General features: G+C 61.6%; 8 protein-coding genes. 2 read left to right on the top strand and 6 right to left on the bottom strand.

Annotated features, from left to right (window positions below; all coding sequences use genetic code 11):
* Positions 1–200: 200 nt before the first annotated feature.
* The gene (locus ACPT9U_RS17260; RefSeq protein ID WP_435751857.1) at positions 201–473 is read right to left on the bottom strand and encodes a VF530 family DNA-binding protein; all 273 of its coding nucleotides are present in this window, start codon (positions 471–473) and stop codon (positions 201–203) included.
* Between the two features lie 286 nt (positions 474–759).
* On the opposite strand from ACPT9U_RS17260, the gene ACPT9U_RS17255 reads away from it, so the two are divergent.
* Both ACPT9U_RS17255 and ACPT9U_RS17250 read left to right on the top strand, forming a co-directional pair.
* Positions 760–963 carry a cold-shock protein gene (locus ACPT9U_RS17255; protein WP_418363232.1) on the top strand — a complete coding sequence of 68 codons (204 nt, stop codon included), beginning with the start codon at positions 760–762 and terminating at the stop codon, positions 961–963.
* Positions 964–1,102: 139 nt separating this feature from the next.
* Positions 1,103–1,465: a hypothetical protein gene (locus tag ACPT9U_RS17250; RefSeq protein ID WP_435751856.1), complete on the top strand. Its 363-nt coding sequence runs from the start codon at positions 1,103–1,105 to the stop codon at positions 1,463–1,465.
* A 105-nt stretch (positions 1,466–1,570) separates the two neighbouring features.
* Here the strand turns inward: ACPT9U_RS17250 and ACPT9U_RS17245 are convergent, their stop codons facing one another.
* From ACPT9U_RS17245 to ACPT9U_RS17225, 5 genes are all read right to left on the bottom strand, one after another.
* Positions 1,571–1,900, bottom strand: a complete 330-nt coding sequence (locus ACPT9U_RS17245) for a DUF5710 domain-containing protein (RefSeq protein WP_435751855.1) — start codon at positions 1,898–1,900, stop codon at positions 1,571–1,573.
* 57 nt (positions 1,901–1,957) lie between these two features.
* Positions 1,958–2,155, bottom strand: a complete 198-nt coding sequence (locus tag ACPT9U_RS17240; protein WP_435751854.1) for a hypothetical protein — start codon at positions 2,153–2,155, stop codon at positions 1,958–1,960.
* 271 nt (positions 2,156–2,426) lie between these two features.
* On the bottom strand, positions 2,427–3,338 hold the full coding sequence (locus ACPT9U_RS17235) for a GNAT family N-acetyltransferase (RefSeq protein WP_435751853.1): 912 nt from the start codon (positions 3,336–3,338) through the stop codon (positions 2,427–2,429).
* A 469-nt stretch (positions 3,339–3,807) separates the two neighbouring features.
* Complete coding sequence (locus tag ACPT9U_RS17230) at positions 3,808–4,308, bottom strand: GNAT family N-acetyltransferase (protein WP_435751852.1); 501 nt, start codon at positions 4,306–4,308, stop codon at positions 3,808–3,810.
* Entirely contained in the window at positions 4,305–4,598 is a 294-nt protein-coding gene (locus ACPT9U_RS17225; RefSeq protein ID WP_435751851.1) for a DUF1778 domain-containing protein, read from the bottom strand. Before ACPT9U_RS17225 ends, ACPT9U_RS17230 begins: the two co-directional genes overlap by 4 nt.
* Between the last annotated feature and the right edge of the window lie 109 nt (positions 4,599–4,707).

Below are 4,707 nucleotides of genomic sequence, written 5' to 3'. Positions count from 1 at the left end.
CTCTGGCGCAACCCGCATTCGATCCTCCGCTCCGCATGCATGAAGCATGATAGCGGAAGTTGTCAATTAAGTGCGCTCAAGAGCGCAGCACTACACTAGAAGCAATATAGCCGCTCAAACGGCCGCCATCTCGATTTCCTTGGGAGCGCGCGTGACGCAGGAATTCGTGTCGGTCGATCAGAGAATCAGAGATCAAGGCATCAACCCTGCCCCTCCGGAAGATGCCGACGATCGCGCTGCGCCGAACGCTTCGATGACGGCACCGTATCGAGATAGAGCGCCTCTACCTGCGCACGCGCCCACGGCGTGCGGCGCAGAAACTTGAGACTGGAGGCGATGCTCGGCTCGTGATTGAAGCAGCGGATGCTGATTCGCATGCCGAGCCCGGGCCAGCCGAGCCGGTCCACAAGTTCGGTCAGCATCCGCTCCAGGGTGAGGCCGTGCAAAGGGTTGTTGGGCTGGGGGTCGGTCATCCGGTTCTCGCTCAGGGGGCCTGGATTCCACCGCAGGCAGCCGTGCCTGCGGTGGAAGAAACGCCGCGCAGGATAGCCGCCATGGTCGCGGCCGCCAAAAAATAGAAATATAAAACTATCTTTATCATCGAATCTCGCCCATACTGCGCCGCAGCGATACTCAAGTCGTGTAGTTCATTTGTTGGCATATCCGAATTTTTCGGTCGTATTCCCCCAAGTCATACCTCGCCGTCTTGATGCTCGCCCCATTCAGGGGGCTTTCCCCATTTTTAAGGAGATTCAAGACATGGCAACAGGTACCGTCAAGTGGTTCAACGATTCCAAAGGCTTCGGTTTCATCACCCCGGAAGCGGGCGGTGAAGACCTTTTCGCGCACTTCTCGGCCATCACCGGCCAGGGTTTCAAAACCCTTGCAGAAGGTCAGCGCGTCAGCTTCGACGTGACCACCGGCCCCAAAGGCCTGCAAGCGTCGAACATTCGCGCCAGCTAAGCGTGTTCGGCCCGCGCCTCCGGCGCAGGTCGCCCAGAGGCCCGACTTCGGTCGGGCCTTTTGCTTTTAAGGCTACGGAGAACTGCGACGCCCGCAAGCGCCAGGCCACCCTCCCCCTCAACTGTACAAGGAGAGCGACATGCCCCATCTCATTCAGCGAACCGAACTCAAGACCTTCTACTACACGCCCATCCATTGCCCGTTCTGTGGCACGCGGGTCATGGGCGCCGACCCTCACGATGAAACCCGCATCACCGCCTGCCCGCACACGCTTTTCATCGCTCACGATACCGCGTTCGAGTACCGCTCGGAGCGCCTCGACCGCAACCTCGCGCTCGACGGGATGACCGAAGAGGAAGTCGAAGCGAAATGGCTCGCGGATACGCGGGGCATCGACGGCTTCACCGACACGGTAAGCCTGCCCGATGCGATCAAGGTCGCTGCCTACGCACCGAATCCTTCTGCCTACGGCTCGTACTACGGGTTTGCGCCGAACGAATAGATCACCGCCGGAAAGCCGCGTCGCCCACCGCAGCCACGACAGCCCGCTCGTTCCGCGCCAGAGGCGGGCCCGTGGCGTAAACGTCGACACCGCCCCTTCCAGGGCTCAGTGCCCGCCCTCGGGACCGGGCCACATCTGAAGCCGGCACTTCTCGCAGTCCTCCCACGGCAGGCAGTCGCACATCCGTGGCAGAACCACGAAGCGGCTCCCCACCTGCAGCGTACCCTCGCTCATCCGGGTTGCAGACGCGCTACGTCGCGGGGTGGTCGAGACACCCGCCGCCGCGGGGTCATGCTGCGTTGGCTGCCAACGCGCGAACAAAGCCTTATCCAGGCTGCCCTCGATGTACCAGAGCTTGCGCACGGCATCCCAGCGCGCGCCCAGTTTCTTCGCCTCATCCTTCTCGGCAAACGGGACTTTCAGGTTGTGGCGCATGGCGGCATCGGGCGTTTCGTTGCAGGGCGCGCATTATAGGTGCTGCCGCGATCGGCCTCACCCCTCCTGCCGTGACGTTCTCTTGCGCGCCTCGAGGTCGGCCTTTTCCTTCTCGGCCGCGATTTCCTTTTCCAGCTTGTTCTTTGCGATGCCGATCGCCGTCTTTCCGATCAGAATCACCACCCCGGCAAACAAGGCGATGAGCAGCAACGATGCGCGGCCGCTCGAGACGTCCTCCTGCACCGTGCTGGCCACTGCTGCGCCATTCGAAACGCAAAGACCCAAGCTGATCAAGGCTGCCGCAATGCACTTCCGTTTCATGAACCCCTCGTTCGTGGACTCCACCGTGTCCCAAGGCTGACATAGGATCGAGGAAACGCCAAACGCTGCCCGGAGCCGACTGTTCTGAGGACGACACCTCGATCGACACCCGCCCCACTCGAGCGGGAACCCACCCGAGGCATCCCGAGCGAACGCGTGATCCTCGCCGGCTTCTCGCAGGGCGGCGATCGCGCAGCCTGTTGATCTACAGATGGAAATCGCCAGCAGCCTCCGGCTGGTACAGCACTTTTCCAATCCGAACGCGCCGGGTCCGGTTCGTCATTCGCCAGTCGAAAGCATCTCCCTCCCGGTAGCCCAGGATCGCAGTGCCAATCCCGGAACAAACCGACAGCTTCCCAGCGCTGTCATCCGCGTCTTCCGGGTAGACCAGCGCCACTTCCACTTCCTCGTCGTCCAACTGCACCAAGGCCCTGGAATTCATGGTGACGACATCCTGCGCCACCTGACGCGGATCGACGACGATGGCGCGCTCGATCTCGTGCTCCAGTTCGAAAACATCTGAGGCCTGCTCGAGCGCAAGCAGATTTCTGAGCCGGGCATTGTCGACCTCGGTGATGTAGATCTCAGCGGCGTGCTCTGCAGGGCTTTCGCGCAAGAACCGCAGATATCGCTCCAAAGTCATGGAAAAGGACTTCAGGGTAGGCGTCTGGTTTTCCAGCAGGAAGCCGCTGCGCTCGAATGCCTTCAGCGAACGCGTGTTGTCCGCATGGATCTTGGCGATGATCTTTTCGGCCCGCATCTCGAAGAAGGCAAGCTTCATGGCTTCGCGGATGGCGCTGGCTCCGAGTTTGCGGCCCCAGTTGTCGCGATTACCGATGACCAGGACCATTTCGCAGGTCGGGCCCGTCTTGACGAGACGTACGAAACCGACCGGCGCATCATGCCGGTCGTAGGCCATGAAGAACCGCCCCCCCTGGTTGAACAGATGCGTCAGGATAGGCAACTGGACACGATTGACGACCTGCTCGATGAACCGGGAGACGTGGCGCGAATCGCTCAGGTAGCAGGTGACGGACTCGTCTTCCAACCAGTCCATCAGGGTCAGTGCATCCGCCCGAGTGATCTCGGGACACAGAGAAATGAAAGGCTTGTTCATCTTCACCCCATGCGCTTGCAAGGATGAAAGCCTTCCATGGCCGTAGCCATGACGGTTCTTTCGGCAAAGCACGCATTCTAAGCCAGCGGGCGCGCGCGCGGGCAAGTACGCTCCCGAACCGGGGGCTGCCCCATCAACCGCGGAACGCTCGCTCGCCTCTCTCACGAGACCCAGGAGCGCCTCGAGTTCGGCGTTCTGGACGGACGATGCGGGCATCCGGGCTGCGCACTGAACGCAGTTCTCGAGTGCGTCTCCGATAGGACGACGGGCATGGAGCGCTCCAGCACGGATCGCAGCCACGAGGGGTAGCGAAGCCAAAGGGGAGCCAAGCGGCCTACGCAGGCCTCACCCGATCTTTTGAGGAACGGGACCGTCTAGGAAACCCGGGGCGATTCATCCAACTCCGCGACCTTTGCAGACCCAACTGGTGCGATTGGGTTACCTCGAGCAACGCTTCCCGTCCTATGATTCAGCGGACCCAGCGACGGGCATCCTTCAAGAGCAACAGCAATTGCTGCCCGCGCAGCGGTGACGCAATGAAGCCGAGCCGGGTGTAAAACCTCGCCGCTTCTTCATCGATGGGGTGGGTTACCATGGCACGGATGCCGGCCTGCTCGGCAATCAGCATCGTGCGGCGAATCGAATCCTGCAGCAGGCCAAAGCCGATACCTCGCCCCTGATCGTGAATGGATACTGCCAGCCTCGCCAGGATCACCACTGGCAAAGGGTACTGCCCCATCCCCTTGCGGATGCGCTCCGGCGCCTCCAGCGTGTCGACTTGACCCACGGTCAGGCTGAAGTAGCCCGCCACGCGGCCATCGTCCTCGGCAACGACGAAGGTCTTGGCCGAGCCACCGCCCTGGGCCTGGCGGGCGTGGCGCAACAGCCAGTCATTCAGCGCGGGCTTGCCGCAATCAAAATCCTCCAGCACATGCTGCGCGGCCAGAGGCTCCGGTGCGCGCAACGTCACTTCGTGTCCCAGGGCGCCTTGCGGGCAAACAGGTCACGCAAACCCTCGTTGGCCTGTTCGGGGCGATCCAGCAGATCCATTAGGACCTGGTACTGGCTGCCCGAAACCATGAACAATCGTTGATCCAGCAGCGTCTGCTCGGCGGCCAGGCATGCGCTGTCAAGAATGAAGTCGGTCAGCGACTTGTGGGCCACCTCGGCGGCACGGCGCAGCACCACCTCCTGTTCAGGGGTAGCACGCAGCCCAAGTCGGGCAGAGCGGGCGGAAGGCGACGATGCAACAGCAGTCATGGCAGCACCTTTTTTGTTAGACCAACTAACGTCATGTTAGTACAAATGACGCACATCGTCTAGCTGTACTGGTGACTGCTGCCCTTGGTTGACCTCACCTATCGGGCCG

The organism is Thauera sp. AutoDN2, assembly GCF_051280715.1.
Classification (GTDB): domain Bacteria; phylum Pseudomonadota; class Gammaproteobacteria; order Burkholderiales; family Rhodocyclaceae; genus Thauera.
Note: the sequence above shows the minus strand (reverse complement) of the source record. Positions and strands in the feature narration are given on the sequence as shown.

Bases quoted from the DNA above. Each gene is read 5' to 3' on its own strand.
- ACPT9U_RS17225 (WP_435751851.1), bottom strand. From the start codon at position 4,598: ATGACTGCTGTTGCATCGTCGCCTTCCGCCCGCTCTGCCCGACTTGGG.
- ACPT9U_RS17250 (WP_435751856.1), top strand. From the start codon at position 1,103: ATGCCCCATCTCATTCAGCGAACCGAACTCAAGACCTTCTACTACACG.
- ACPT9U_RS17255 (WP_418363232.1), top strand. From the start codon at position 760: ATGGCAACAGGTACCGTCAAGTGGTTCAACGATTCCAAAGGCTTCGGT.
- ACPT9U_RS17245 (WP_435751855.1), bottom strand. From the start codon at position 1,900: ATGCGCCACAACCTGAAAGTCCCGTTTGCCGAGAAGGATGAGGCGAAG.
- ACPT9U_RS17235 (WP_435751853.1), bottom strand. From the start codon at position 3,338: ATGAACAAGCCTTTCATTTCTCTGTGTCCCGAGATCACTCGGGCGGAT.
- ACPT9U_RS17260 (WP_435751857.1), bottom strand. From the start codon at position 473: ATGACCGACCCCCAGCCCAACAACCCTTTGCACGGCCTCACCCTGGAG.